Source organism: Pseudomonas sp. EA_65y_Pfl2_P78 (assembly GCF_963970495.1).
Classification (GTDB): domain Bacteria; phylum Pseudomonadota; class Gammaproteobacteria; order Pseudomonadales; family Pseudomonadaceae; genus Aquipseudomonas; species Aquipseudomonas baetica_A.
On record NZ_CAXAON010000033.1, the window covers coordinates 35,441 to 59,085 of the forward strand.

Consider the following 23,645-nt stretch of genomic DNA (forward strand, 5'->3'; position numbering starts at 1 on the left):
TCAAGAAACGCGATCCCCTTTGGGCGCGAGCTTGCTCGCGAAGGCGGCCTCGCGGTCAGGCAGCAATAGTGCAGCAATAGCCGCAGGATTCGACGGGAAGTAAAAATGCACATACGACGCCGTCATCCGCCCGTCCCGATAAACCGCCTCCGCACCACGCCCGCCATTCGGGCTCAGGCCTCGGGCAATCGGCGTCAATTCAGTCGTCGTCAGGGAATGGTGATAGGTGTGGCCGCGCAACGTGCCTTCCGGCAGATCAACCGCTTGCAGCGCCAATGCCGCCAGGCGTTTCTGCATCACCGCATCGCCTGCGAGCAAGCCGACCAGTTCGGCGCGACTGCCCTCAACGTCAGTCAACGAGTCGAGCAGATACAGCATGCCGCCACATTCAGCGAGCAACGGTTTTCCTGCCGCATGATGGGCGCGGATGGCATCGAGCATTGCGCTGTTCTGCGATAACGCAACGTGGTGCAGTTCCGGGTAACCGCCGGGCAGATAGAGGCTGTCGGCCTCTGGCAACTGCGTATCGCGGATCGGCGAGAAGAAACTCAACACAGCGCCCATCGCCCGCAACAGGTCGAGGCTGGCGCCATAGGTGAAGGCAAACGCTTCATCGTGGGCGACGGCGATTCGCACACCTTTTAACAAGGGCTCTACATTGATGACTTCAGGCGCGGCAAATTCCACGGCCGGTGGCAGCGCTACCTCGCAACTGCTGGCAAGCGCTTGTGCAGCGGCGTCCAGGCGCACATCGAGGTCATTGAGCTCACCGGCCTGAACCAGACCAAGATGACGGCTCGGCAATTCGATGCCGGTCTCGCGGGACAATGCGCCATACCAGCGCAAGCCTTCGGTCAGGCTGCCTTCGAGCAATTGTGCGTGACGCAACGTACCGACCCGGTTGGCCAGCACGCCAGCGAACGGCAGATCCGGCTGATATTTCGCCAAGCCCAGCGCCAACGCACCAAAGGTCTGCGCCATCGCCGTTCCATCAATCACACCCAGCACCGGCACGCCGAAATGCCGGGCCAGATCAGCGCTCGACGGCGTGCCGTCAAACAACCCCATCACGCCTTCGATCAGAATCAGATCGGCCTCGGCTGCGGCCTCCCACAGCAGACGACGGCTTTCCTGCTCACCGACCATCCACATGTCCAATTGATAGACCGGCGCACCGCTGGCGCGCTCGAGAATCATCGGATCGAGAAAGTCCGGGCCGCACTTGAACACGCGCACCTTGCGCCCTTGATTGCGGTGCAAACGGGCCAGCGCGGCCGTGACGGTGGTCTTGCCCTGACCGGAAGCCGGCGCGGCAATCAGTACCGCCGGGCAATGACGTGACTGATTCAAAGTTCGACGCCTTTCTGCGCTTTGATACCGGCCTGGAAGGCGTGTTTGATCATGCCCATTTCAGTGACGGTGTCGCCCATCTCGACCATTTCCGGCTTGGCGCCGCGCCCTGTGACAATCACATGCTGCATCGGCGCACGCGCCTGCAAGTCGCTGAGCACCTGATCGAGATCGAGGTAGCCGTGCTTGAGGGCGATATTCAGCTCATCCAGCACCACCAGGCCAATCGACGGATCGCGCAAAAGCTCGCGGGACACTTCCCAAGCGGCTTCGGCGGCGGCGATATCGCGCTGACGGTCCTGGGTTTCCCAGGTGAAGCCCTCGCCCATCACATGAAAGCGCACCTGCTCGGGGAAACGCCGAAAAAACAGCTCTTCGCCGGTGCTGTTGCGCCCCTTGATGAATTGCACCACGCCGCAGCGCATGCCGTGCCCCATGGCGCGGGCGAGCATGCCGAACGCCGAACTGCTTTTGCCTTTGCCATTGCCGGTGAGCACCAGCACCAGGCCGCACTCATCAGGCGAATTGGCGATACGTTCATCGATCACGGCTTTTTTGCGCTGCATACGCGCCAGATGGCGTTCGTCACGCTCAGGGGAATCAGTCATGGGGGAGCTCTCCGTTGAGGCTGGATAACGGCGGGCAGGCACAAGAATAGAAGGCAAAAAAGCCTGGCATCGCCCACCGTGATGCCGTTGGATGAATCAGGCCGGTCTCCGGGCTCATGAGCGGCGAATCGCCTGGCTGCGCGCCTTCCCGCTTTGAGCAGTGGCATTCGACGCAGTTTTCACTCATTTACCGTTGCGGGGGCAGCGCCGGGATCGTGGTTGCTCTTCGTTTGAAGACGACCCTCACCGGCTTCCCTGTTTCACTCTGTCGACAGGGGTCACAGAGCACCTGAAACAAGCCGCGAAGGTTAGAGGGTTGGGGGTGGAGCGTCAATTAAAGAGGAGGCTGTCGGGCGAATAACTGCCGTCGATCAATGATCTGACGCCAATCTTGTGCCACACTCTCAAGAGTGATATCAAAGAGCCACAATCTCACATCACACAAGAATAAGGTGAGCCACATGCAAGGCATGATCATCAGCAACCCGCGCCTGGAATTTCTGCGCCCGGTACTGGAACGCTGGTTTGACTGTATCGACCGCTACAACGCCGTGCGCGGCGACAGCGACACACCCTACTGGCATGACGAGAAAGCCAATCTCGGATTGCTTTCCGCTGCGGCCTGGATGGCCGAACTGGTGACGCTAGAGCAGACCGCTACCCGCAAGCAAAACGAGGATGGCGAGCGCAATGCCCGCGCCGACCTGTTCCTGGCCGGCGCCGAAGATCGCGCGTTCATTCAAGCCACCCAGCGCTGGCCACGCGTGAACAATCTCAACCTGACCCAAGCCCTGCTGGAGATCACCAGCGACGCCAAACGCATCAGTTTCGCCAGCGACCTCAAGCTCGGCTGCCTGTTTGTCGCCCCGCAAAAAGCCCAGCACAGCGCCACCCCCGAAGAACTGCAGGACATGGTCGACGACCTGCAAAAAGAACACACCTGCGCCGCGGCCTGGTATTTCCCTTACGCCTATCGCAAATTGCGCAGCGATGCTGGCAACTATCACCCGGGCATTGCCGTGCTCTTCAAGGAGGCCCGCGGCTAAGCGGTTGAACCATCGGGCTTGCGCGTGCCTCTATGATTACGAATGCATTCATAGGGAAGATCAGCAATGCGCAAGACCCAGCTCGCTCTCGTTATCGCGCTCGCCGGGGGGCTCGCCGCCTGTGGTGAATCCTCAAGCCTTCAAGTCTCCGACGGCACCGGCCCGTCACCGAAACTACCCGAACCCAACAAAACCCTGATCCCAACCGTGAATATCGCCCCGGCGGTCGGCTGGCCAGATGGCGCAAAACCGACTGCCGCGGCAGGCACGCAAGTGGCGGCATTCGCCGAAGGTCTAGACCATCCGCGCTGGCTTTACGTGCTGCCCAACGGCGACGTGCTGGTGGCGGAAACCAATGCTCCGCCCAAACCTGACGACAGCAGCGGCATTCGTGGCTGGATCATGAAGAAAGTCATGGGCAAGGCTGGCGCCGGCGTACCGAGCGCAAATCGCATCACCCTGCTACGTGATGCCGATCACGATGGCGTGGCTGAGACGCGTACGGTGTTTGTGCAAAATCTCAACTCACCGTTCGGCATGACCCTGGTCGGCAATGACCTGTACATCGCGGACACCGATCGCCTGCTGCGCTTGCACTACGAAACTGGCGCAACAGAAATCAAAACGCAGCCGATCAAGGTCACCGACCTGCCGGGCGGCACGCTGAATCATCACTGGACCAAAAACGTCATTGCCAGCAAGGACGGCAGCAAGCTGTATGTCACTGTCGGTTCGAACAGCAACGTCGGCGAGAACGGACTGGATAGAGAAGAAGGTCGCGCAGCGATCTGGGAAGTGGATCGGGCCACCGGCGATCACCGGATCTTCGCTTCAGGCATCCGCAATCCCAACGGCCTGGCTTGGGAGCCAAGCAGCGGCGCATTGTGGACCGCAGTCAATGAGCGCGACGAGATTGGCAGCGACCTGGTGCCGGACTACATCACCTCAGTCAAGGATGGCGGTTTTTATGGCTGGCCGTTCAGCTATTACGGGCAGCATGTCGATGTGCGCGTCAGCCCGCAGAATCTCGACCTGGTGGCCAAGGCCATCGTCCCGGATTACGCCGTCGGCCCGCACACCGCCTCACTGGGCCTGACTTTCGCCGAAGGCAACACACTGCCCGCGCAATTCAAGGAAGGGGCGTTCATCGGCCAGCACGGCTCTTGGAACCGCAAGCCGCACAGTGGTTACAAAGTGATTTTCGTACCGTTTACCGGCGGCAAGCCGAATGGCAAACCGGTGGATGTGCTGACCGGTTTCCTCGACAAGGACGAAAACGCTCTGGGTCGCCCGGTAGGCGTGGTGATCGACCAGCAAGGTGGCTTGCTGGTGGCCGATGATGTGGGAAACAAAGTTTGGCGGGTGTCTTCCGCTCAATAAATCAGGGGCGACACATAATAAATGTGGGAGCGGGCTTGCCCGCACCCACATCTCTTTTCCCAGCGCTACGGGTTATGCGCCAGATGCTCAGGCTGCAACACCCGCTTGGCACTCAGGTACGCCTTCTGCCAATACGCTTTCGACAGGCTATCGAGCTTCACCGTACCGCCGGTAGCCGGCGCATGCACGAAACGCCCTTCCCCGACATAAATCCCCGCATGACTGACCTGCGAGCCGCCATTGGTGGCGAAGAAAATCAGATCGCCTGTCTGCAAGCCTTCTTTACTGACATTCGGCGCCTGCATGACGATCAGTTCGCGGGTAGAGCGCGGCAGAGAAATACCCGCTGCATCACGATAAACAAAACCGATCAAGCCACTGCAATCAAACCCCGAATCCGGGGTATTGCCGCCCCAGCGATAAGGCGTGCCGACCAGGCCAAGCGCGCGGAACAACACGTCGTCGGCAGCAGGTGAATAAGACTGAGAAGGGCCGAACGCTACCGGAGCGCGAACAACCGGCGCAGGTGGTGGCGTGCGACTGGCGCAGGCGCTGAGCAGCGCTGCGAAAAACATCATTGCAAGGCGGGCCGACATGGTCATAAGCAGAACATCCTGATCTGGCTGCGGCTTTCTCTGCCGGATGGACAGAAAACAAAACCGCCTGCGTGAACACGCAGGCGGTTTGCCATCAATATAGGATCAGATTCTAGCGGCTACACGACAAACTTCAAGTAAGACTTTAACTTCACCTTGTAAAGTTTAGGTCTACTGCGTTGCCGATGGCAGATTGTCGCCGCGAATGCAGCGACAAAGGGCGGTATTACTTGCGAGCGGTGACCACGGTCGGTGCCATCGCGAGCGCGCGCTTGGCCTCGATGAAGGTCTTGCTCCAGTAGCTGTCACCCAGGTTATCGATACGAACACCACCGCTACGACGACTGCTGGAATGAATGAACTGGTTGTCACCCAGGTAGATCCCGGCGTGACTGACACGACCGCGACGACCACTGGTGGCGAAGAACAGCAGATCACCCGGTTCGAGGTTGCTGCGCGATACCAGCGGTGCGTCAACGTTGATCATTTCGCGGGTGGAGCGAGGCAGATTCATGCCAGCTTCTTCGCGAAACAGATAACCGATGAAACCACTGCAGTCGAAACCAGCCTCCGAGGTACCGCCAAAACGGTAACGGGTACCGATCAGGGACATGCCGCGCTCAAGGATGCTGTCGGCCAGAACTGGCAACTCATAGGGCTTCTTGTTGAAGTCAGAGAGTTCTTTTTCGGTATCCAGCTCTTCCTGGTAAATAACGGAAGACTGGGCAGTAGCAGAATTTTTAACCTGTTGTGACTGCTCTTGAACTGGAGAATGAGCAGCGCAACCGTACAACAGGGTGACGAGTGCGAGAGGCACGAGGGGTGCGAAGCGCTTTAGCATGGGCACGACCGTGGCTGGTAGTTGTAAAGAAGCCGAGACTATGCCCGCTATCGACTTCATTTGCAAATTCAATCGATCTTTTTGTGACTTCCCGGTTTCTCGTTTACATCTAAGCGCTTAAGCCCATTTGAAACGAAACGCGGCCTGCACAGCCTGCAGGAAAGCGGATTTTCTGGCGCCTGAAATATACCGAGACCCAATGAAACCCAAGGCTTTACCAGCCCAAGGTTTCCTTGAGGAAAGGAATGGTCAGCTTGCGTTGAGCCTGCAATGAGGCCTGATCGAGTTGCTCGAGCAGATCAAACAGCGCGCTCATGCTGCGAGTGCCGCGAGTCAAAATAAAATGTCCGACCTCATCCGTCAGGTGCAGACCGCGACGCGACGCACGCAATTGCAGCGCACGCAACTTGTCTTCATCGGAGAGAGGACGCATCTGGAAAATCAGCGCCAGGGTCAGGCGTGATTTCAAGTCAGCCAGTTTCACTGGCAGCTCACGCGGAGAGGTTGAAGCGGCAATCAGCAAGCGCCGACCGCTGTCACGCAGACGGTTGAACAGATGAAACATCGCCTCTTCCCAGTCAGCCTTGCCGGCAATGACCTGCAAGTCATCCAGGCAGACCAGTTCGTACTGCTCAAGGTTGTCGAGGATTTCGACGCCACGATCCATCAACTCGGCCAACGGCAGGTACACCGCAGGTTCACCCATCTGCTCGAATCGCAAGCAAGCGGCCTGCAACAGATGCGTACGCCCTACGCCGTGTTTACCCCACAGGTAGATCAGGCTTTCTGTCCAGCCGGCGTCGGCTTCGCATAGGCGCTCGACATAGCCGAGTGCAGCGGCATTGGCGCCTGGGTAGTAGTTGATGAAGGTGGCGTCGTCGCGCAGACGCACACCTAGGGGCAGCTGAATCGGTTTCATGCTGACTGAACAGTTCTCAAGGAACCGTTAGTGGCCTCTGTGTAAAGTTTGCGAAGTTTATACCCGTGAAGCTGAGCGCACAATGCGACAGAGTCCAAGCAAAATCAAAGGTTTGCGTTAACGCATTGGTTTTATGACAGATTCTCTGACGCGGTCAGACCCGTATCACCCGCAAGACACGAGCCAACCCGGCGATCTGCCGGGTCGCCCGTCTCGATCACAGCTCGAGTTCGTCCACGCCACTATAAATGTCGGAATCCTTGTACAGATCGTGCACATGTCGCACCAGCACCATGATCACGGCCGCTACCGGCAACGCCAGCAGTACCCCGGTGAAACCAAACAACTCGCCGCCGGCCAGAATCGCAAAGATCACTGCCACCGGGTGCAATCCGATCCGGTCGCCCACCAGCAGCGGCGTCAGCACCATGCCTTCCAGCGCCTGACCAATCATGAATACCGCGACGATCCCGACCATCGGGTACAGATCCCCTCCGAACTGGAACAACCCGGCAATCAGCGCCGCACCAATGCCAATCACGAAACCCATGTACGGCACGATCGCCGCCAGACCCGCAATCAGACCGATCAACAGCCCCAACTCCAGACCGACGATCATCAGCCCAGCCGCGTAAATCACGCCCAGCGCCAGCATCACCAGCAACTGACCGCGCATGAATGCCCCTAGCACCTCATGGCATTCGCCTGCCAGCGTTACCACGCGCTCCTCACGATCACGCGGCAGCAGGCTGCGAATCTTGGCCATCATCAAGTCCCAGTCTCGCAGCAGATAGAAACCCACCACCGGGATCAGCACCAGATTGGCCAACCACCCAATCAGCGCGAGCCCCGAAGCCGTCGCCTGACTGAGCACCACACCGACAATGTCACTGGTCTGGCCCATGTGCTCGCTGATGGCCGCCTTGACCTTGTCGAATTTCCAGAAGCCATCCGCCAACCCCAGCTTCGACTGCGCCCATGGCACCGCCGTGTGCTGCAACCAGTCCAGCATTTGGGGGGTCAACTCATACAATCGCAGCATCTGTTTGGCCAGCATCGGCACCAACACCAACAACAGCGCCGTCACGATGAGCGAGAACAAGGCAAACACGGTGATTACGCCCCAGGTTCGGGACAGCCCGAGCTTTTCCAGTCGATCCACCAGCGGATCGAACAGATAAGCGAGCAGCAGCGCCACCAGAAACGGCGTGAGGATCGGGTGCAGCAACCACACAAACGCGCAAAGCAGGACCACCCCACCGAGCCAGAACCAACGCCGCGTATCGGCCATTTACCACTCCTGCTTCTTCTATATAAGGAAAGACTTACCAGCGAAACCGCAGAGACGGCGCCGCAGGTGTCGGGGCCGGAGCAGCAACCGGCGCTGCACCCTGGACCGACGCTTGCGGCGCAGCCACAGGCACTGGCGCTGCGGCCGGCAACTCCTGCAACTTCGCCAGCGACAACTGAGCACGCAACTGATCGACACTGCCATTGACCCGATAGACGATACGATCGCCATCAACACTCTGCAGACGCACCCCATACGGCTCGAGCACCCGCAACAACGTCGCATAGCGCTCCAGATTCATGCCCTGCACCTCCAGCGTCTGCTGACCTGAAGTGCCGGGCTTGACCACATAACGCGGCGCCAGTCGCTCGGCAACCGCCAGCATCACGGCATCGGCCACGGCGGCCTGATCGGCACCCTGCACGCTCCCCGCGTCTTTTTGATCGGCCATCCACAAGTGCCATTTGGCCTGCCACTGCCCGCCCTCTTCACGGGCATGTACTGCCAGCAAGGCGTCAGCATTGTAGCGTTCCGAAGCGTCCTGCAATGGCGCCGGATCAGAGCCCTCCAGTACTGGCGCGCTAGCAACCAATTGTTCGCTGAGGTCCGCCAGCGGCAAACGCAATGGCAAACCGCGATGCTGAGCGGCTGCACGCAGCGGCGCAGCAGCGGCCTGACCATCACCGACCAGACTCGAACCCTCGGTCGAGTCACTCAGCCACCAACCCAGAATCGACGGCCGACTGGCCCCCCACAGGGATAACCCGGCGCGGCGCAAGGCCTGCTCGGTGGTATTGGGGTCGAAATCGACTTTCAGCACCTCAGGTGGACCGGCATCAAAGCCGAACCGGGTGATGATCTGCTGCGGATCTTTCCTGATCGGCGCCAACCCGGGATTTTGCGGGGCTTTAGGATCACCGGTCAGGCGCAACACCAGGGTGTCCAGCGCGGCCTGGGTCGCGCGATCACGCTCTTGCGGCGCTTGGCCGCTGACCGGCTCACGCACTTGATAAAGGCCTTTGAGGTTTTCGGCATGACTCGCCAGGCTGACCACAGACAAACAGGACACAAACAACAATTTACAAAAACGCATGGAAAATTCCCGTCGACAGGAGCGGCTGGAACAGGCCGCGTGAACCGATTGAGCAAGGCTGTGACCACCGGCCGTTGCAAAACATTCACACAGCGGCGGTAAGTTTTTGCACAGTGATAACGATAGACGGTTAATTGCAACACCTTATACAGGCACCCGGACGGCTCAATTGCAAAAAATTTCGGCCGATATGCCCCTGCCCGTCGGTGCGAGGATGGCCGCTGCCCCTCAAGCCTGATAAAATCGCGCGCCTTCGCAGACCGGCAACAGCCGGGCACCTCGAAACTCGCGTGAGGCAATCGCCCCATCGACTTCGGCGTTCCCGCTGAACTCGGTCGTTACCCCTGAATCCCCCCTAAAGGCCTGGATCATGAGCAAGCAACCCTCCCTGAGCTACAAGGACGCCGGTGTAGACATCGACGCCGGTGAAGCATTGGTCGAACGCATCAAGAGCGTCGCCAAGCGCACTGCGCGCCCGGAAGTCATGGGCGGCCTGGGCGGTTTCGGCGCCCTCTGCGAAATCCCGGCCGGCTACAAGCAGCCTGTGCTGGTCTCCGGCACTGACGGCGTCGGCACCAAGTTGCGTCTGGCACTGAACCTGAACAAGCACGACAGCATCGGCATCGACCTCGTTGCCATGTGCGTGAACGATCTGGTGGTGTGCGGCGCCGAGCCACTGTTCTTCCTCGACTACTACGCCACCGGCAAACTCAACGTCGAAACTGCAACCCAGGTCGTTACCGGCATCGGCGCTGGCTGCGAACTGTCCGGTTGCTCGCTGGTGGGCGGCGAAACCGCAGAAATGCCTGGCATGTATGAAGGCGAAGACTACGACCTGGCCGGTTTCTGCGTCGGTGTCGTGGAAAAAGCCGAAATCATCGACGGCTCGAAAGTCGCCACCGGTGACGCCCTGATCGCCCTGCCATCGTCCGGCCCGCACTCCAACGGCTACTCGCTGATCCGCAAGATCATCGAAGTGTCCGGCGCCGACATCGAAAACATCCAGCTCGACGGCAAACCGCTGACCGACCTGCTGATGGCGCCAACCCGCATCTACGTCAAGCCGCTGCTCAAGCTGATCAAAGACACCGGCGCCGTCAAAGCCATGGCCCACATCACCGGCGGCGGCCTGCTCGACAACATCCCGCGCGTTCTGCCAAAAGGCGCCCAGGCCGTTGTTGACGTGGCCAGCTGGACTCGCCCGGCCGTCTTCGACTGGCTGCAAGAAAAAGGCAACGTTGACGAAACCGAGATGCACCGCGTACTGAACTGCGGCGTAGGCATGGTCATCTGCGTGGCTCAGGAGCACGTTGAAGTGGCCCTGAACACCCTGCGTGAAGCGGGTGAGCAGCCTTGGCTCATCGGTCAGATCGCTGCCGCCGCCGAAGGCGCAGCTCAGGTTGATCTGAAGAACCTTAAGGCTCATTAATGTCCGCAACCTGTGATGTCGTGGTGCTGTTGTCCGGCACCGGCAGTAACTTGCAGGCCTTGATCGACAGCTCGCGGACCGGCGACAGCCCGGTTCGCATCGCTGCGGTGATTTCAAACCGCGCCGACGCTTACGGCCTGCAACGCGCCAGTGACGCGGGTATCGCCACCCGCTCGCTGGATCACAAGGCATTCGAAGGTCGCGAGGCCTTCGATGCTGCCCTGATCAAACTGATTGACGAATTCAATCCCAAACTCGTGGTACTGGCCGGTTTCATGCGCATTCTCAGCGCTGATTTCGTTCGCCACTATCAGGGTCGCCTGCTCAATATCCATCCGTCGCTGCTGCCCAAATACAAAGGGTTACACACTCATCAGCGCGCGCTGGAAGCCGGCGACACCGAGCACGGCTGCTCCGTACACTTCGTCACCGAGGAACTCGATGGCGGACCACTGGTCGTACAGGCAGTATTACCGGTAGAGTTGCACGACACGCCGCAGAGTCTGGCGCAGCGAGTTCACGTTCAGGAGCACCTGATCTATCCGATGGCGGTACGCTGGTTTGCCGAAGGCAGGCTGACGCTCGGAGAACAAGGTGCTTTACTGGATAGCCAGCTACTCGCGGCCAGCGGCCACTTGATTCGAAACTAGGAGATATTATGCGTCGCGCCCTGCTCTTCGCTTGCGCTCTGCTCGCCCTGCCTTTCGCGCAGGCAGCAGACCTTCAACCGTTCTCCGCCAGCTATACCGCCGACTGGAAACAGTTGCCCATGAGCGGCACCGCCGAACGCAGCCTGACCAAGGATGCCAACGGCGTCTGGACGCTCAGCTTCAAGGCATCGATGATGATTGCCAGCCTGAGTGAAAAAAGCACCCTGACCCTGGACAAGGACACCTTGCTGCCGCAGTCCTACCACTTCGAACGGGGTGGCCTGGGCAAAGCCAAGAAGGCTGACCTGGATTTCGACTGGAACAGCAAAATGGTTACCGGCACTGACCGTGGCGACGCGGTGAAGATCCCGCTCAACCGTGGCATGGTCGACAAATCCACTTATCAGCTGGCGCTGCAACATGACGTAGCTGCCGGCAAAAAGACCATGAGCTACCAAGTGGTCGATGATGGCGAAGTCGACACCTATGACTTCCGCGTGCTGGGCTCGGAAAAGGTCGACACCAAGGCTGGCAAGATCGATTCGATCAAAGTCGAGCGCGTGCGCGACCCGACACAAAGCAAGCGCATCACCGTCCTGTGGTTCGCCAAGGATTGGGACTATCTGCTGGTTCGCCTGCAACAGGTTGAAACCGACGGCAAGGAGTACAACATCATGCTCCAGGACGGCACGGTCAACGGCAAGGTTGTCAAAGGTAGCTGATCCAGCGCGATATTGAAGAGCCCCGCAAAGCGGGGCTTTTTCATGCCTGCAATTTGCGCAACAACACACAACCACTGTGAGCGGGTTCACCGTTGCGATCGGCTATCGAGTCATACCGAGAATTTGGCCACCATGGTGTTCAGATCCACCGCCAACCGCGACAACTCCTGACTCGCTGCACTGGTTTGATTAGCCCCCGCCGACGACTGCATCGCCAGATCGCGGATGTTCATCAGATTGCGATCCACCTCCCGCGCTACCGCGGCCTGCTCTTCCGAAGCGCTGGCGATCACCAGATTGCGCTCGTTGATCAGCGTAAACGCCGACGCAATCTCCTCCAACGCCACTCCCGCAGCTTTGGCCAACTCCAGTGTTGAACCCGCTCGCCCATTGCTCTGCTGCATCGAACTGACCGCCGAATCGGTGCCCTGCTGAATACCGCCAATCATCTGCTCGATTTCCTGCGTCGACTGCTGGGTACGATGGGCCAACGCCCGCACTTCATCGGCCACCACTGCAAACCCACGCCCGGCATCGCCGGCCCGCGCCGCCTCTATCGCAGCGTTAAGGGCCAGTAGATTGGTCTGCTCGGCAATTGAACGAATGACATCCAGTACCTTGCTGATGCCATGAACCTTCTGCGCCAAATCCTCCACCTGACTCGCATTATTGGTAACGTCCTGGGCGAGACACTCAATCGACGTCACGGTCTGGCGCACCTGTTCACGACCATGCTGGGCAATACGATCGGATTCGCGCGAGGCTTCGGACGTCGCCACCGCGTTGCTGGCCACCTCCTCCACCGCTGCCGTCATCTGATTGACCGCCGTGGCCGCCTGCTCGATTTCGAGACTCTGCTGATGCAGTCCGCGCGTTGCGTCTTCCGTGACACAACTGAGTTCTTCCGACGCCGAAGCCAACTGGCTGGATGACTCGGAGATATGCCGAATCGTGTCACGCAGATTGTGCTGCATGCTTTGCAGCGCTTGCAGGAGTCGCGCCGGCTCGTCCTTGCCTGCAATGTCGATCTCTCCAGTCAGATCACCTCCGGCCACCACTTGCGCCACGCCCAACGACTGCGCCAACGGCATCACGATGCTGCGGGTCAGTAACAACGCCAGGCCTATGGTGATCAACGCCGTGACGGCGATCATCACACCGACCCACACCCGCGAATTGATGAACACTAACCGTGCAGCTTCGGTAGCAAGATTGGCGTTGTGCTTGTTCAGTTCGACCAGTTCACGCAGGGTGACCGTGATGTCATCGGCCAACGGGCTCATCTGAGTGTTGAGAATCGCCGCCGCTTCCTCTACCCGACTCTGTGCGGACAACTGCATCACCTGCGCCTGAAACTCCAGGTACTTGTGCTCGGCAACTTTGAAACGATCAAACAACTGACGCTCCTGGGGCAGCACGATCAGCACGTCATATCGTTGCTGAGCTTCACCGAGCACGCCGCGCAACTCATTGAGTTTGGCAACATTCTGCTCAAGCGCCTGCCGATCACGGTCGATCAACAGGCGCATGGTCAACGCCCGCAGGCGAAGCATGTCCTGACTCATCTCGCCGACGGCCATCACGCTCGGCAACCAGTTTTTATCGACCTCATCGGACTGGGCACGCATGTTGGACATTTGCAGCAAGGCGAACACCCCCAGGGCAAACACCATGAGGGCCAACAGGCCAAAACCCAATCCGGCGCGCGGGGCAATATTGAGACTACGGATACTCATTGCTCTGGTTCCTTCCTTCCAAAAGCGCTGCATCAACCCTGCAGCTGGTTGCTCTAGAAGGTATCGGCCCGGCGGAAATTTGCGTAAGACCAAAACGTGATATCAAAACGCCTTAATACTCCGAACACGCGGCATTATCGATTCAGCGTGGTTTTAGCGGATTTGAGCTCCGTTCGTGGCAAGATCGCCAGGAAGTTGTCCTTTGCGACTTTATGGGCGACGTCTTCCGGTAGCGCATCGAGAAACGGTTTGAAGCTGTGCATTTCCTGACCGAGCCTGTTGAATCGCCCGACCACGTCCGAACCGAGCATGAAGCGCTCCGGATAACGCTCTACCAGTGCCAGCCATACCGGGCGAGGCTTCCCCTGCGCATCCAGCAGATACGGAGTGAGCATGGTCCAGGACAGATCGATGTAGAGATTCGGATAGGCCTCAAGCATCCGCGTCAGGGTCGCAAGCAGGAATTTCAACTGTGTCTGATGCCGATGAATCTCGGCGCTTGTCCCCGCGTGCGCCCAGATAAATCGGGTGTGCGGATGATTACGCAGCGGCTCTTCGATTTCCCTCAGATAAAGCGGATTTTTCTCACGTTTGGAGGTGATGTTGGAGTGCAGCATCACCGGCAGATCGTTTTCCGCCGCCAGATGATAGATCCTGGTCATCGCTTCGTTATTGGCGCGTGGCGTGTCACCAGACGTCAGCGCCGTCAGATCGTCATGGCGGGTGAACACCTCGCCGATGCCCTGCCATAGCCCCGGGTACAGATCGAGCATGCGCTGGATGTGCGCAGCAGAGTTTTTGTCGTTGGGGTTGAAACCTGAAAGAAAGGGATGGAAAAAGGGGCGTTGTTCAGGCGTTAGTTTTTGCACCGCATCTGCAACGATCACGTCGGTGGCGCTGTACCAATACGCATCGGCATCATCGCCGGCGTAATAACGCGGGCGTTTGGGTTCGTCTTCGTGCCACTTTTTGGCCACGGGAATACCGGAAATCATCACATGCTCGACGAAGTTGTCCTTCATGGCTGTCAGCAGTTTCGACATGCCAGCCGTTTCCTGGAAAAAATCCACGTAGTGCAGGTGCGCGTCGCTGTAGGTGTATTCGCGGGCACTGGCCGAACTGGCAAAGGCCAGAAGGCAGGCAAGACTCAAACGATACAGGGACACAATTAATCTCCAACAAGTAGGCATAACCTAGACCCCGCCCTGACGACAAGGGTTCATCCCGCAGGAAAGTGGAACGCGTGCCGGTGGGAATGCTCTATAACTGCAAGGTCTTTTTTGATCGAACGACTTTTCCTACTGCCAGTGAGGTTCCCATGACCGTTACCGTCAATACCGTCTCCGCTGAAGGCTTTCGTCACACCGTAAGGATCGATGACCACGAACTGTTTGCCGACGCACCGAAATCTGCCGGTGGCGAAGGCTCGGCCCCCGAGCCGCATGATTACTTTGACGCGGCTCTGGGGGCCTGCAAGGCAATAACCCTGAAGATGTACGCAAAGAAGAAAGACATCCCGCTGACGGGCGTAGGTGTCGACGTCAAACGCGACAACAGCGAAGAACAAAAAGGCAAATACGTCTTGCACGTCACACTCACCCTCAAAGGCGTATTGACTGACGCCCAGCGTGAAGAACTGCTGCGCGTTGCCGACCGCTGCCCAATCCACAAGCTGATGACCACCACCGACGTGACGATCGAAACCCACGCGCCACAAGGCTTCGACAGCCAATAATCAACACGCGCGCTGCGGCGGGTTATGCTCTGCACATCACCCGCTCAGCCTGGAATGCACCATGGACACGCAACCTCTGATCATCCGCGCGCGCGCCGAAGACGTCGAAGGCCAGCCGATTCTGCGCCCACTGCCGTCAGCCAAATGCCGCAGCGTCGGGCCTTTCGTGTTTTTTGATCACATGCTCGAGACGATTTATCCGACGGGCAAAGGCATGAACATCCGACAGCATCCGCACATCGGCCTGTCGACCCTGACCTATCTGTTTGAAGGGCAAATCCAGCACAAGGACAGCCTCGGCTCCGATCAGGTGGTCAGCGCTGGCGATGTCAGCTGGATGACCGCTGGCAGCGCCATCGCTCACGTCGAGCGCACACCCGAGCCGTTGTGGAAGCAAAGCTTCACCATGCACGGTTTGCAGATCTGGCTGGCCTCGCCCAAGGATCATGAGCAAGGCCCTGGGCATTACAGCCATCACCCGGCGGCGACGCTACCCGTCAGCGATAACCTCGGCGTGCAGATAAGGATGATTGCCGGGTCAGGCTTTTGTCTTGAATCGCCGGTACCGGTGCTTTCTCCTACGCTGTACGCCGAAGTGAAAATGCAAGCGGCAACCACACTACTGATCCCGACCGAGCATCAAGAACGGGCGGTGTATGTGTTGAGTGGTGATGCGCAATTGAATGGCGAAACGATCGACCCCCATCTATTGGTCGTGCTCCCGCCCGGGGAAGAGATGAGCTTGTTTGCCGAGACTGATTGTCATGCTGTGGTGTTCGGCGGCGCCCCGCTGGACGGACCTCGGCGGATCAACTGGAATTTTGTCGCGAGCGATCCGGCAGCCATTGATGAGGCACGGCGCAAATGGGCGGCCGGGGATTGGCCGACAGTGCCCGGGGAAAGTGAGCGGATTGAATTGCCCTGAATCTTGTGTCGCTGATTAACCCTCTTCGCGAGCAAGCCTGTTCCCGCACTGGAACGCGTTCCAATGCGGGAAAAGAGGCCAGAACAGGCGCCGCCTGAATCAGCCCCTGAACACTTCATCCAATAAGTCATGCATCGACTTGAAGGCGCGCGCAGCGGTCTTCGCGTCGTACATCATCTTGCCCGGCACATTGGCGTGCGGATCGGTAAACGAGTGCACTGCACCGCCGTAGCTCAGCAATTGCCAGTCCACGTTCGCCGCGTTCATCTCATCTTCGAAAGCCGGCAATTGCTCTTTCGGCACCAAGGGGTCGGAAGCACCATGCAACACCAGCACCGAGCCCTTGATGTTCTTCGCCTCCGCCGGGTTTGGCGAATCCAGCGTACCGTGGAACGACACCACTGCCTTCACCGGCGCACCGGTACGCGCCAGATCCAGCGCACAACAACCGCCAAAACAGAAGCCGAACACCGCCAGCCTGGAAATATCGACCGCGGCTTCACCCTGCGTGTGCAACTGCTCGAACGCCGCTTGCATGCGCTTGCGCAGCAAGGCCCGATCATTTTTCAGCGGCATCATCGCCGCACCAGCCTGATCGGCGTTCTGCGGACGCACCGCCTGACCGTAAACGTCAGCGATCAACACCACGTAGCCTTTGGCTGCGACCGATTTGGCGACCTCTTCGGCGCCGGCACTGACGCCCATCCAGTTCGGCGCCATCAACAGACCCGGACGCGCGCCCTTATGATCGGCATCGAAGGCTAACCGGCCTTCAAAAGGCTGGCCATCAATCTGATAGACCACGGAACGTACAGTGACTTGGCTCATTTCTGACTCCTGATTTGTTAAACACCAGAATGAAAAAACCCGCCGAAGCGGGTTTTTTTTGCAACGTGATTAAACCGACAGTTCAACCAGCAGCTTGTTCAGACGGGTCACGTACGCGGCCGGGTCTTTCAAGCTTTCGCCAGCCGCCAAAGCGGCCTGATCGAAGAGGATGTGCGACAGGTCGCCAAAACGTCCTTCGTTCTGCTCGCCGTCGAGTTTCTCGATCAGCGGGTGGCTCGGGTTGAATTCGAAGATCGGCTTTGATTCCGGCACTTTCTGCCCGCTGGCTTCGAGGATCTGGCGCATTTGCAGGCCCAGGTCCTGTTCACCGATGGCCAGAATGGCTGGCGAATCGGTCAGACGATGGGACACGCGAACCTCGGCAACGGAATCGCCCAGCGCGGTCTTCAGACGCTCGACCAGACCTTCTTTGGACTTGGCGACTTCTTCTGCGGCCTTCTTGTCCTCTTCCGAGTCCAGGTTGCCCAGATCGAGATCACCGCGTGCCACGTCGACAAACGTCTTGCCGTCGAAATCGCTGAGGTAGCTCATCAGCCACTCGTCGATACGGTCGGTCAGCAGCAGCACTTCGATGCCTTTCTTGCGGAAGACTTCCAGGTGCGGGCTGTTCTTGACCTGCGCGTAGGTTTCGCCGGTGAGGTAATAGATCTTGTCCTGACCTTCCTTGGCGCGCGCCAGGTAGTCAGCCAGACCGACAACTTGCTCGCCGTCTTCGTCATGGGTCGATGCGAAACGCAGCAGCCCGGCGATTTTTTCCTTGTTGGCGAAATCCTCGGCCGGGCCTTCTTTCATGACCTGACCGAAGTTTTTCCAGAAGCCTTTGTATTGCTCAGGCTCGTTCTTCGCCAGTTTTTCCAGCATGTCGAGTACGCGCTTGGTCAGCGCCGACTTCATCGAGTCGATGATCGGGTCTTTCTGCAGGATTTCCCGCGACACGTTCAGCGACAGATCGTTGGAGTCGACCACACCCTTGATGAAGCGCAGGTACAACGGCAGGAACGACTCGGCCTGATCCATCACGAACACACGCTGCACGTACAGCTTCAGGCCTTTCGGCGCCTCACGCTGGTACAGGTCGAACGGTGCGCGGGCCGGCACGTACAGCAGCGAGCTGTATTCGAGCTTGCCTTCGACTTTGTTGTGGCTCCAGGCCAACGGGTTTTCAAAGTCATGGGCGATGTGCTTGTAGAACTCCTGGTATTCCTCATCCTTCACTTCGGTGCGAGGACGGGTCCACAGGGCACTGGCGCGGTTGACGGTTTCCCACTCAACGGCTGGCGGCTCTTCGCCTTCGGCTGCGGTGACTTCCTTCGGCAGTTCGATCGGCAGGGCAATGTGATCGGAGTACTTCTTGATGATGTTGCGCAGACGCCAACCATCGGCGAACTCGTCTTCCGCCGCTTTCAGGTGCAGGACAATGCGAGTGCCGCGCTCAGGTTTTTCGATCGTGGCAACTTCGAACTCACCCTCGCCTTTCGACGACCAGTGCACGCCTTCGCTGGCAGGTGTGCCGGCGCGACGGCTGTACACGTCAACCTGGTCTGCAACGATGAAGGCCGAGTAGAAACCGACGCCGAACTGACCGATCAGGTGAGAATCCTTCTTCTGATCGCCCGAGAGGTTTTTCATGAAATCGGCAGTGCCCGACTTGGCGATGGTGCCCAGGTGGGTGATCACATCGTCACGGTTCATGCCGATACCGTTGTCTTCGAGGGTGACGGTTTTGGCGTCTTTGTCGAAGCTCACACGGATTTTCAGGTCTGCGCCACCTTCGAGCAACTCAGGCTTGGCCAAGGCTTCGAAGCGTAGCTTGTCTACAGCGTCAGAGGCGTTCGAGATCAATTCGCGAAGGAAGATTTCCTTGTTGGAATACAGCGAATGGATCATGAGGTGCAGCAGTTGCTTCACCTCGGTCTGGAAGCCCAGGGTTTCCTTTTGAGTTTCCACACTCATGGTCATCAAACTCCAATCAGATGGCATTGGCCGCGACCCGAATGGTCTGCGGCGGGTTGTCATCAGAGTTTGGGGCAGTGTTCAGGATTTCAAGGGGTCATCGATTTTGAAGTGCGCACGGGCAGTGGCAATCGGTTCGTTTTCGGTGCTTTGCCATGCTGTGACCGCGACATTAGCGACTCGCCGCCCCTGCCGGCAGACCTCGCACTTGGCCCAAGTGTCGCGAAATTGCCCGGCTCGCAGGTAATCGAGGGAAAAGTCGATGATCTTCGGCACGCCCGGCGCACCGGTAAAAATCAATAAATGCAGGGCAGCGGCCAGCTCCATGAACCCGGCAATAACGCCGCCGTGGATCGCCGGCAATAAAGGGTTACCAATGTTGTCCTTGTTCGCCGGGAGCTTGAAAAGCAACTCATCACCGACCCGTGAGCATTCGATGCCGATCAGCCCGGCGTAGGGGATCAACTTCAGCAGCGGCGTGTAGTCACCCTGTTCGTGGGCCTGTTGCAGTTGATCCTTCAATTCATCACTCATTGACCTTCCCCCTTGATCGCACCGCCGAAACCTTTGGTGCCCCTGAGCCCCTTCCCCATACGCATGAACGTGCCAACGACATGGGCGATCGGCTGTCCGGGATCATCCTGATAAGCAAAGCCGCGAGCGAAGATCACATCGGTCGTTACCCGGTAGCATTGAGCGAAGCCATAAACATCTTTGCCGGGTTCAGCGGCGTGCATGTAGTCGATGCGCAGATCAAGAGTCGGGCAAACCTCGAACTCCGGTAGTACACACAAAGTGGACATCCCGCAGGCCGTGTCCATCAACGAGGTGATTGCCCCGCCATGAATCACCCCGGTTTGCGGATTGCCCACGATTTTCGGGCTGTACGGCAGGATAACCGTGAGCCCTTCGGTGGAGGCGCTGTGCACCTGCAAACCAAGAACCTGACAGTGACGCAACGCCGACAGAAATCGTGTCGCACGCTCAAAAACGGGGTGGTCAGCCATTTGATAATTACTCTCGTTAAATCCATTTGCCAGTAGTAGGAAACACAGCAAAAGTTCCGCAGCAAAACAAACTTATATATCTGAAACAAATGAGGAACTTAACCCTCAGGCGCGAGCTCTTAAGGCCAGTAGTTATTTTCCATAAGGAGAAACACCCCATGCGTAAGACTTTAGCTATTGCCTTGATGTTGACCGCGTCCCTCGGTCTCGCTGCCTGCGATAAAAAATCCGAGGACAAAGCTCAAGATGCCAAAGAACATGCTGAACAAGCTCAACAAGACATGAGCAAAGCTCAGGATAAAGTGAACGACGCAGCAAAAGAAAACGCCGAAGCCGCCAAAGATCAGGCGGAATCGAACGAAGCTGCGAAAGACGAAGCTGCCAAGACGCAATAAATCGCCTCTTGATGCAGAAAAAGAAAACCCGCCAAGTGCGGGTTTTCTTTTGCCTGTTACTTTTCGGTAATGCGCTGTTAAAGCAACACCGTTCTAAAAGTCGGACTAATCATCAATAACAACGAACACAATAAACCGATTCCCCAGACCAGACTGCGCAGTCGCGGCAGGTCAGCCAGGTAAAACCACAGGTAGATGATCCGGGCTATTACAAAAATGATTGCCAATGTATCGATCAACCACCCCGCCGTTTGCGTGGTATGCGCCATCAGCACGCCTACCGAAAACAACATGAACGCTTCAATACTGTTCTGGTGAGCCGCCAGCGCCCTGGCGCCGTAACCGGTGAGCTGCGCCTGCTGTTGGCGCGGCAGGTGATTGTTGTAACCACCCTGCTCTTTCATGGCCTTGGCCACCGGCATACGCGCGATGTAAATCAACAGCGCACTGATAAACACACACCAGAATGGAATACTCATCAAGCAGCTTCCTTGTTCGCCTCGGGGATGGGCGCCTGTGTAGGGGTATACACCATTACATCGAGGACGTCGGAATGAAATTCGCGGCGGTATAACACCACCACGACCCCGGCGCTCATCATCATGAACAGCCAGGGGCTGACGAACCACGCCAGCATGCTCATGCCGAAGTAATAGGAGCGCAGGCCAAAGTTGAACTGGTTGGCCGCCATCGAAATCACCCGCGCCGCCCGCAAAGCGAAGGCCTTGCGCTCCTGCTCCGAGACTTGTCGCTCACCGATCATGGGCGCCGAGCCCACCAGAATCGCCGCAAAGTTGTACTGACGCATGCACCAACTGAACGTGAAGAACGCATAGACGAACACCAGGGCCAGACACAGCAACTTGATCTCTGACATGCCTTGCGACGCCTGCTGCACCATCGGAATATCCGCCAGCAACGACACCGCACGCTCGGAAGCACCAAGCACGGTGAGAATACCGGCGAGAATAATCAGGGTACTGGAGGCGAAGAACGAGGCGTTGCGCTCCAGATTGCCGATCACGCTAGCGTCCGCGATGCGGTTGTCGCGCAGCAACATGCGGCGCATCCAGTCTTCACGATACAGGTGCAGCACGCTGGCCAGGCAAGCGGTGTCGCGAGCCTTCCAACTGGCGTATCGGGTGTAACCGCCCCAGCAGATGACAAACCAGAGTGCAGCGAGCAAATGGATCAGGTTAGCTTGGATGAACGACATGCAATTCCTTGTCAAATATGAGCACTTTATCGGGGGGAGCGGGTTTGCTCGCTCCCACCAGAATCGATGTAATCGTTCGACGTTAGCTCAGGAAAAAAGACACTGCCTGATGTTCATAAAAAATGCCCCGTATCGATTGATACGGGGCATTTCTGTTTAATCGCCCAAGACCCGCTTGTGGCGGGTCAGGAAACGTCAGGCAATGGCTTCACTACGCTTGCCCAGCACGCGATCGCAGATCACTGCAACCACCAGGGTCATCACACACGGCACCAGCCACGCCAGGCCCTGTTCACTCAGTGGCAGATGCGACAGTTGCGATGGCAGCCAGTCGGCCAGACCGGCGCCTTTCAGAGCGTCGATGCAGCCAAACACGAAGGACACCAGCATCACTGGGCCGATGATACGGCCGTGCTCATGCCAGAAATCTTTGCAGAAGCTCAGCGCTACCAAAACGATGCATGGCGGGTAGATCGCGGTCAGCACCGGAATGGAGAAGGCGATCAATTTGGTCAGGCCCAGGTTGGACACCAGCAGCGAGAACGCCGCCAGAATGATCACCAGCGTCTTGTAGGACAGTGGCAGCACTCGGCTGAAGTATTCGGCACACGCGCAGGTCAGGCCCACGGCCGTCACCAGACACGCCAACGAGATCAGCACCGCAAGGAAACCGCTGCCCAGGGAGCCAAAGGTGTGTTGCACATAAGCGTGCAGTACCGCAGCGCCATTGGTGGCACCAACGGCTACTTCGTGGCTGCCGGAACCAAGACGGAACAGGCTGATATACACCAGCGCCAGACCGACACCGGCAATGAGTCCGGCGATGATCGCATAACGGGTGATCAGCGCAGGCGACTCGACACCACGGGAGCGGATCGCGTTAACGATGACGATGCCGAACACCAGCGCACCGAGGGTATCCATGGTCAGGTAACCATTGATGAAACCCTGGGAGAACGGTGCAGCCACATATTCCGGAGTACCGCTACCGATATCTCCCGCGGGCAAGGCGAATGCAGCGATGCCCAGTACCGCCAGTGCAATGATCTTCAACGGCGCGAGGAAGCGACCTACGGTGTCGAGCAGACGGCCCGGATACAGCGAGATGAAGAACACCAGCAGGAAGTACACGGAACTGTAGAGGAACAGCGCCAGCGGGCTCTCGCCAGTCAGTGGCGCCAGACCCACTTCGAACGACACGGTCGCGGTCCGCGGTGTGGCGAACAATGGACCGACCGCCAGGTAGCAAGCGGCCGCCAGCACACCGCCGGCAATCTTGCCGATCGGGCTGCTCAACGTGTCCATTGCGCCGCCGACCTTGGCCAGCGCAATGACGGTGACCACCGGCAAACCGACCGCCGTGATCAGGAAGCCCAGTGCTGCCATCCAGACGTGAGGTCCGGCCTGCAAGCCGACGATCGGCGGAAAAATGATATTGCCAGCCCCAACGAACAGGGCAAATGTCATAAAACCAAGTGCCAGGATGTCCTGACCTTTCAAAACTTTCATTAAGGAAATACCACACTACTGAATCGGAATTTAGAGGGGGATTGCCCTGTGGGATTAGGGAAATGCTGTCGATCCGTATGGGACTGACCCGTATAGCGCGTTGCATGCCTTGTGGGCGGCAGACGCAAAAATGGCGGCTAGCCTAACGAATTTGGCTTACAAACGCACTGTTTGAGGGCGAACTATCCGATACGCGACGTTTCCGCGTCGCGTTTTTGCATGTAATTGGGTGGATGCCTATAAATAGCCACCATCGACTCAAATGCCAGAATCGAGTAGGAGACGGATTTACATCCGTCGTCCTCTCACACCACCGTACGTACGGCTCCGTATACGGCGGTTCAAATTATGCGATTAAGCCGAGTTATCGTATCCAGTATCGAGACCAGTCCGAG

Annotated in this window: 24 protein-coding genes and 1 riboswitch; of the genes, 8 read left to right on the top strand and 16 right to left on the bottom strand. The window is 58.2% G+C overall.

Features of this window, described 5'->3' with window-relative positions; genetic code table 11:
• Entirely contained in the window at positions 1–1,350 is a 1,350-nt protein-coding gene (locus AACY02_RS21680) for a cobyrinate a,c-diamide synthase (protein WP_339433699.1), read from the bottom strand.
• On the bottom strand, positions 1,347–1,958 hold the full coding sequence (gene cobO, locus AACY02_RS21685) for a cob(I)yrinic acid a,c-diamide adenosyltransferase (protein ID WP_339433700.1): 612 nt from the start codon (positions 1,956–1,958) through the stop codon (positions 1,347–1,349). The genes AACY02_RS21680 and cobO overlap by 4 nt, the downstream gene beginning before the upstream one ends.
• 82 nt (positions 1,959–2,040) lie before the next feature.
• Positions 2,041–2,266, bottom strand: a riboswitch (cobalamin riboswitch).
• 153 nt (positions 2,267–2,419) lie between these two features.
• Here cobO and AACY02_RS21690 point away from each other — a divergent pair.
• The gene (locus tag AACY02_RS21690; protein ID WP_339433701.1) at positions 2,420–3,004 is read left to right on the top strand and encodes a hypothetical protein; all 585 of its coding nucleotides are present in this window, start codon (positions 2,420–2,422) and stop codon (positions 3,002–3,004) included.
• A 66-nt stretch (positions 3,005–3,070) separates the two neighbouring features.
• Positions 3,071–4,384: a PQQ-dependent sugar dehydrogenase gene (locus tag AACY02_RS21695; protein WP_339433702.1), complete on the top strand. Its 1,314-nt coding sequence runs from the start codon at positions 3,071–3,073 to the stop codon at positions 4,382–4,384.
• 65 nt (positions 4,385–4,449) lie between these two features.
• Here AACY02_RS21695 and AACY02_RS21700 read toward each other — a convergent pair whose 3' ends face one another.
• From AACY02_RS21700 to AACY02_RS21720, 5 genes are all read right to left on the bottom strand, one after another.
• A complete protein-coding gene (locus AACY02_RS21700) occupies positions 4,450–4,986 on the bottom strand; it encodes a C40 family peptidase (RefSeq protein WP_339433703.1) in 537 nt (178 codons plus the stop codon).
• A 220-nt stretch (positions 4,987–5,206) separates the two neighbouring features.
• A complete protein-coding gene (locus tag AACY02_RS21705) occupies positions 5,207–5,821 on the bottom strand; it encodes a C40 family peptidase (protein ID WP_339433704.1) in 615 nt (204 codons plus the stop codon).
• 214 nt (positions 5,822–6,035) lie between these two features.
• Positions 6,036–6,740: a DnaA regulatory inactivator Hda gene (hda, locus tag AACY02_RS21710; RefSeq protein ID WP_007919828.1), complete on the bottom strand. Its 705-nt coding sequence runs from the start codon at positions 6,738–6,740 to the stop codon at positions 6,036–6,038.
• 217 nt (positions 6,741–6,957) lie between these two features.
• Complete coding sequence (locus AACY02_RS21715) at positions 6,958–8,031, bottom strand: AI-2E family transporter (RefSeq protein WP_339433705.1); 1,074 nt, start codon at positions 8,029–8,031, stop codon at positions 6,958–6,960.
• 34 nt (positions 8,032–8,065) lie between these two features.
• A complete protein-coding gene (locus AACY02_RS21720; protein ID WP_339433706.1) occupies positions 8,066–9,124 on the bottom strand; it encodes a DUF2066 domain-containing protein in 1,059 nt (352 codons plus the stop codon).
• Between the two features lie 370 nt (positions 9,125–9,494).
• On the opposite strand from AACY02_RS21720, the gene purM reads away from it, so the two are divergent.
• Genes purM through AACY02_RS21735 form a run of 3 tightly spaced genes read left to right on the top strand, consistent with a single transcriptional unit; the run spans position 9,495 to position 11,925 of the window.
• Positions 9,495–10,553 (top strand): phosphoribosylformylglycinamidine cyclo-ligase, encoded by a 1,059-nt coding sequence (gene purM, locus AACY02_RS21725; protein WP_339433707.1) that lies wholly within the window; start codon positions 9,495–9,497, stop codon positions 10,551–10,553.
• Entirely contained in the window at positions 10,553–11,203 is a 651-nt protein-coding gene (gene purN, locus AACY02_RS21730) for a phosphoribosylglycinamide formyltransferase (RefSeq protein WP_339433708.1), read from the top strand. The genes purM and purN overlap by 1 nt, the downstream gene beginning before the upstream one ends.
• A gap of 8 nt (positions 11,204–11,211) precedes the next feature.
• Positions 11,212–11,925, top strand: a complete 714-nt coding sequence (locus tag AACY02_RS21735; RefSeq protein WP_339433709.1) for a DUF3108 domain-containing protein — start codon at positions 11,212–11,214, stop codon at positions 11,923–11,925.
• Positions 11,926–12,035: 110 nt separating this feature from the next.
• Here AACY02_RS21735 and AACY02_RS21740 read toward each other — a convergent pair whose 3' ends face one another.
• Together AACY02_RS21740 and AACY02_RS21745 are read right to left on the bottom strand one after the other, a co-directional pair.
• A complete protein-coding gene (locus tag AACY02_RS21740; protein WP_339433710.1) occupies positions 12,036–13,661 on the bottom strand; it encodes a methyl-accepting chemotaxis protein in 1,626 nt (541 codons plus the stop codon).
• Positions 13,662–13,795: 134 nt separating this feature from the next.
• Positions 13,796–14,851, bottom strand: a complete 1,056-nt coding sequence (locus tag AACY02_RS21745; RefSeq protein WP_401160266.1) for an amidohydrolase family protein — start codon at positions 14,849–14,851, stop codon at positions 13,796–13,798.
• 128 nt (positions 14,852–14,979) lie between these two features.
• On the opposite strand from AACY02_RS21745, the gene AACY02_RS21750 reads away from it, so the two are divergent.
• On the top strand, positions 14,980–15,396 hold the full coding sequence (locus AACY02_RS21750) for an OsmC family protein (protein ID WP_339433712.1): 417 nt from the start codon (positions 14,980–14,982) through the stop codon (positions 15,394–15,396).
• A 61-nt stretch (positions 15,397–15,457) separates the two neighbouring features.
• Positions 15,458–16,321: a pirin family protein gene (locus tag AACY02_RS21755; RefSeq protein WP_339433713.1), complete on the top strand. Its 864-nt coding sequence runs from the start codon at positions 15,458–15,460 to the stop codon at positions 16,319–16,321.
• A gap of 99 nt (positions 16,322–16,420) precedes the next feature.
• Here AACY02_RS21755 and AACY02_RS21760 read toward each other — a convergent pair whose 3' ends face one another.
• The 4 genes from AACY02_RS21760 to AACY02_RS21775 form a co-directional block, all read right to left on the bottom strand.
• Positions 16,421–17,149: a dienelactone hydrolase family protein gene (locus tag AACY02_RS21760; RefSeq protein ID WP_339433714.1), complete on the bottom strand. Its 729-nt coding sequence runs from the start codon at positions 17,147–17,149 to the stop codon at positions 16,421–16,423.
• Between the two features lie 69 nt (positions 17,150–17,218).
• Complete coding sequence (htpG, locus tag AACY02_RS21765) at positions 17,219–19,123, bottom strand: molecular chaperone HtpG (protein WP_339433715.1); 1,905 nt, start codon at positions 19,121–19,123, stop codon at positions 17,219–17,221.
• Positions 19,124–19,204: 81 nt separating this feature from the next.
• Positions 19,205–19,657, bottom strand: a complete 453-nt coding sequence (locus tag AACY02_RS21770) for a PaaI family thioesterase (protein WP_339433716.1) — start codon at positions 19,655–19,657, stop codon at positions 19,205–19,207.
• Positions 19,654–20,130 carry a PaaI family thioesterase gene (locus AACY02_RS21775; protein WP_339433717.1) on the bottom strand — a complete coding sequence of 159 codons (477 nt, stop codon included), beginning with the start codon at positions 20,128–20,130 and terminating at the stop codon, positions 19,654–19,656. The genes AACY02_RS21770 and AACY02_RS21775 overlap by 4 nt, the downstream gene beginning before the upstream one ends.
• A gap of 158 nt (positions 20,131–20,288) precedes the next feature.
• Between AACY02_RS21775 and AACY02_RS21780 the strand changes: the two genes are divergently transcribed.
• Positions 20,289–20,525 (top strand): hypothetical protein, encoded by a 237-nt coding sequence (locus AACY02_RS21780; RefSeq protein WP_339433718.1) that lies wholly within the window; start codon positions 20,289–20,291, stop codon positions 20,523–20,525.
• Positions 20,526–20,602: 77 nt separating this feature from the next.
• Here the strand turns inward: AACY02_RS21780 and AACY02_RS21785 are convergent, their stop codons facing one another.
• From AACY02_RS21785 to brnQ, 3 genes are all read right to left on the bottom strand, one after another.
• Complete coding sequence (locus AACY02_RS21785) at positions 20,603–21,004, bottom strand: MAPEG family protein (protein WP_339433719.1); 402 nt, start codon at positions 21,002–21,004, stop codon at positions 20,603–20,605.
• A complete protein-coding gene (locus AACY02_RS21790; RefSeq protein ID WP_339433720.1) occupies positions 21,004–21,741 on the bottom strand; it encodes a DUF599 domain-containing protein in 738 nt (245 codons plus the stop codon). The genes AACY02_RS21785 and AACY02_RS21790 overlap by 1 nt, the downstream gene beginning before the upstream one ends.
• Before the next feature lie 195 nt (positions 21,742–21,936).
• Positions 21,937–23,250: a branched-chain amino acid transport system II carrier protein gene (gene brnQ / locus AACY02_RS21795; RefSeq protein WP_339433721.1), complete on the bottom strand. Its 1,314-nt coding sequence runs from the start codon at positions 23,248–23,250 to the stop codon at positions 21,937–21,939.
• Positions 23,251–23,645: the final 395 nt, after the last annotated feature.